We start from the raw sequence: 3,881 nt of genomic DNA, 5'->3' as shown, positions 1-3,881 counted from the left end.
TCCTTCAGTGTCGCTGGTCGGCGCGCGCAACGCCTCGTCGCTCGGCACGCGCATGGCGCGGGCACTGGCGCGCGGTCTGGGGGCCCAGGGCTACGCGGTGATCTCGGGCCTCGCCCGCGGCGTCGACACCGCCGCCCATGACGCGGCGCTCGCCACCGGCACCGTCGCGGTGCTCGCCGGCGGGGTAGACGTGCTCTACCCGTCCGAGAACACCCGCCTCGCCGAAGAGATCCGCGCGCAGGGCGGGGCGCTCGTGTCCGAGCAGCCGATCGGCCTGCAGCCGCAGGCGCGCCACTTCCCCGCCCGCAATCGCATCGTCGCCGGCATGTCCGGTGCCACCGTGGTGGTCGAGGCGGCGGCCAAGTCCGGTTCGCTCATCACCGCGCGCTGCGCGCTCGACATGGGGCGCGAGGTGCTGGCGGTGCCCGGGCATCCGCTCGACGCCCGCGCCGGCGGCTGCAACCTGCTGATCCGCGACGGCGCCCGGCTGGTCCGCCACGCCGAGGACGTGATCGAGGCGCTTGGGCCGCTGGCCACCGCCGCTCGCCCGCCCGCGCAGGCGCAGCTGCCACTCGACCTTGACGACGCGGTCATCGACGACACCCCCGTGGTGCCCATCGCCCCGCCCGAGCGCCGCTCGCTGCGCGAGACCGCGGCGCTGCACGCCGAGATCCTGTCGCGGCTCGGGCCGGTGCCGGTCGCCGAGGACCAGCTCATCCGCGATCTCGCCGAACCCTCGGACACGGTGTCGCCGGTGCTCACCGATCTAGAGCTCGACGGCCGCATCCAGCGGCGCCCCGGGGGGCTGCTCACCCGCGTATCCTGAGGGCAGAATCCGGGCGAAACGTGCGGTCATGGCCCGTGGCATCGGGCCCCGGATTGACATTTCCCCCTTGCACCCCACATGTTCCGCCGCCATATGCGCCCCTGCTCAGCCTGAGGTCGTATTCCAGGAAAAGGTGGTCATTTCATGCCAGTCGTCGTTGTCGAATCCCCGGCCAAGGCCAAGACAATCAACAAGTATCTGGGATCCGACTACACTGTCCTTGCCTCATACGGCCACGTCCGGGACCTGCCGGCGAAGGACGGTTCTGTCGACACGGACCACGATTTCGAGATGACGTGGGAGATCGCGAACGACTCGCGCAAGCACGTCGCCGCCATCGCCGAGGCCCTGAAAAACGACAACTCACTGATCCTCGCGACCGACCCCGATCGCGAGGGAGAGGCGATCTCGTGGCACCTCAGGGAGGCGCTGACCAAGCGCCGCTCGATCAAGAAGGACACCGCCGTCAGCCGGGTGACCTTCAACGCCATCACCAAGTCCGCCGTCACCGAGGCGATGCAGAACCCGCGCGAGATCGACGCGCCGCTGGTCGAGGCCTACCTCGCCCGGCGGGCGCTCGACTACCTCGTGGGCTTCAACCTCTCGCCGGTGCTCTGGCGCAAGCTGCCCGGCGCGCGCTCTGCCGGCCGCGTGCAGTCGGTCTGCCTGCGGCTCATCGTCGAGCGCGAGATGGAGATCGAGGCGTTCCGCCCCCGCGAATACTGGCAGATCAAGGCGCTGCTCTCGACCCCGCGCGGCCAGGAGTACGAGGCCCGGCTCACCGTGCTTGGCGGCAAGAAGCTCGACCGCTTCGACATCGGCAACGCCACGCAGGCCGAGCTTGCGGTGCAGGCCGTCGCGTCGCGCAAACTGAAGATCGACAGCGTCGAGGCCCGGCCCTCGACCCGCAACCCCTCGGCGCCGTTCATGACCTCGACCCTGCAGCAGGAGGCCAGCCGCAAGTTCGGCATGGGCGCCCGGGCCTGCATGAACGCGGCGCAGCGGCTCTACGAGGCGGGCCACATCACCTACATGCGGACCGACGGCATCGACATGGCCCCCGAGGCGATCACCGCCTGCCGCGACGCCATCGCCGACCGCTACGGCAAGGAATACGTGCCGGGCAGCCCGCGGATCTACAAGAACAAGGCCAAGAACGCGCAGGAAGCGCACGAGTGTATCCGTCCCACCGACATGACCAGGGACGCCGCCAGCCTCAAGCTGCGCGAGGATGACCAACGCAAGCTCTACGATCTGATCTGGAAGCGCACGCTGGCCTGCCAGATGGAGGCCGCGCGGCTCGAGCGGACCACTGTCGAGATCCTGTCGGAGGATCGTCAGGTCGGCCTGCGTGCGACCGGTCAGGTCGTCCTCTTCGACGGCTTCCTCAAGGTCTACGAGGAAGGCCGCGATGACGTCTCCGACGATGACGAGAACCGCCTGCCGCAGATCATGGAGGGCGAGCCCGCCGCCTTTGCCAAGGCCACGCTGCAGGCCCAGTACGACAAGGCGAGCGACAAGGCCGAGGACGTGGTCGAGGACGCGCCCGCCGGCATGCAGAAGAGCAGCGCCGCCGTGTTGTCGGACAACGGCGCCGTGCTGGCGACGCAGAGCCACACCCAGCCGCCGCCGCGCTACACCGAGGCGACGCTGGTCAAGCGCATGGAAGAGCTCGGCATCGGCCGTCCCTCCACCTATGCCAGCGTGATCACCACGATCCAGGACCGCGAATACGTCCGCAAGGAGCAGAACCGCCTGTTCCCCGAGGACAAGGGCCGCATCGTCACCATCTTCCTGCTGAACTTCTTCCGCAAATACGTCGGCTACGAGTTCACCGCCGAGCTCGAGAACGAGCTCGATGAGGTGTCGGCCGGCGAGATGGACTACAAGTCGCTGCTGGCGAAGTTCTGGCGCGATTTCTCTGCCGCCATCGGCGAGACTTCCGAGCTGCGCATCTCCGAGGTGCTCGACGTGCTCGACGAGGCGCTGGCGCCGCAGCTCTACCCGCCGCGGGAGGACGGCTCGGACCCGCGCATCTGTCCCAAGTGCGGGCAGGGGCAGCTGCACCTCAAGACCTCGCGCACCGGCGGCTTCGTCGGCTGCGGCAACTATCCCGAATGCACCTACACCCGCCCCATCGCGGGCGAGGGCGCGGATGGCGAGGAGCGGCTGCTGGGCAGCCACGAGGGCGACGAGGTCTGGCTCAAGGCGGGCCGCTTCGGCCCCTATGTCCAGCGCGGCGAGCCCACGCCCGAGAACAAGAAGCCCCCGCGCGCCTCGCTGCCCAAGAAGGGCGGGGCGTTCCTGCCGGGCTGGTCGCCCGATGACATGACGCTCGAGAAGGCGGTGACGCTGCTGACACTGCCGCGCGTGGTGGGGATGCACCCGGAAGGGGGCGAGGTGAAGTCCAACCTCGGACGCTTCGGTCCGTTCATCATGCACCAGCTCCCCGACGAGGAGAAACCGGTCTACGTGAACCTCAAGGAGTTCCAGGAGGTCTTCGAGATCGGCATGAACCACGCGGTGGAACTGCTGGCCGAGAAGCGGGCGAACCCGGGCCGTGGCCGGGGTGGCGCCGCCAAGACGCTCAAGGATCTGGGCGAGCACCCCGACGGCGGCAAGATCGCCGTCTACGAAGGGCGTTACGGGCCCTACGTGAAGTGGGAGAAGGTCAACGCGACCCTGTCCAAGGATACCGAGCCCGCGGACGTGACGCTTGAGACGGCGCTGGCGCTGATCGCCGAGAAGCAGGCCAAGAAGGGCGGCGGCAAGAAGACCGCGGCCAAGAAGGCACCTGCCAAGACGGCGGCGAAGAAGACCACCGCCAAGAAGACCACCGCCAAGAAGACCACCGCCAAGAAGGCAGCGCCGAAGAAGGCCGCCGCCAAGAAGGACAGCGACGCCGGGGACGCCTGATCCCCGGCCCGTTCCGGCACGGCGCCCCCGATGCGCCGCGCCGGAACGGGCAGGCGCGGGTCCGCAGCGCAGAACCGGGCCGAAAGGCGCCGACGCGGTATCCCGTCACCTTCCAACACCGATATGTGATTGGAAGAGC

Annotated in this window: 2 protein-coding genes; both read left to right on the top strand. The window is 68.9% G+C overall.

The annotated features are described in order from the left end of the window. On the top strand, positions 1–826 hold an 826-nt coding region (gene dprA, locus HC022_RS20825; protein ID WP_167453695.1), incomplete at its 5' end, for a DNA-processing protein DprA. Positions 827–970: 144 nt separating this feature from the next. Further along, positions 971–3,742, top strand: coding sequence for a type I DNA topoisomerase (gene topA / locus HC022_RS20820; RefSeq protein ID WP_167453694.1), 2,772 nt, complete (start codon positions 971–973; stop codon positions 3,740–3,742). Positions 3,743–3,881: the final 139 nt, after the last annotated feature.

Origin of the sequence: Salipiger sp. HF18, from assembly GCF_011806505.1 — a bacterium.
Lineage (GTDB): Bacteria > Pseudomonadota > Alphaproteobacteria > Rhodobacterales > Rhodobacteraceae > Salipiger > Salipiger thiooxidans.
Note: the sequence above shows the minus strand (reverse complement) of the source record. Positions and strands in the feature narration are given on the sequence as shown.

Bases quoted from the DNA above. Each gene is read 5' to 3' on its own strand.
- topA (WP_167453694.1), top strand. From the start codon at position 971: ATGCCAGTCGTCGTTGTCGAATCCCCGGCCAAGGCCAAGACAATCAAC.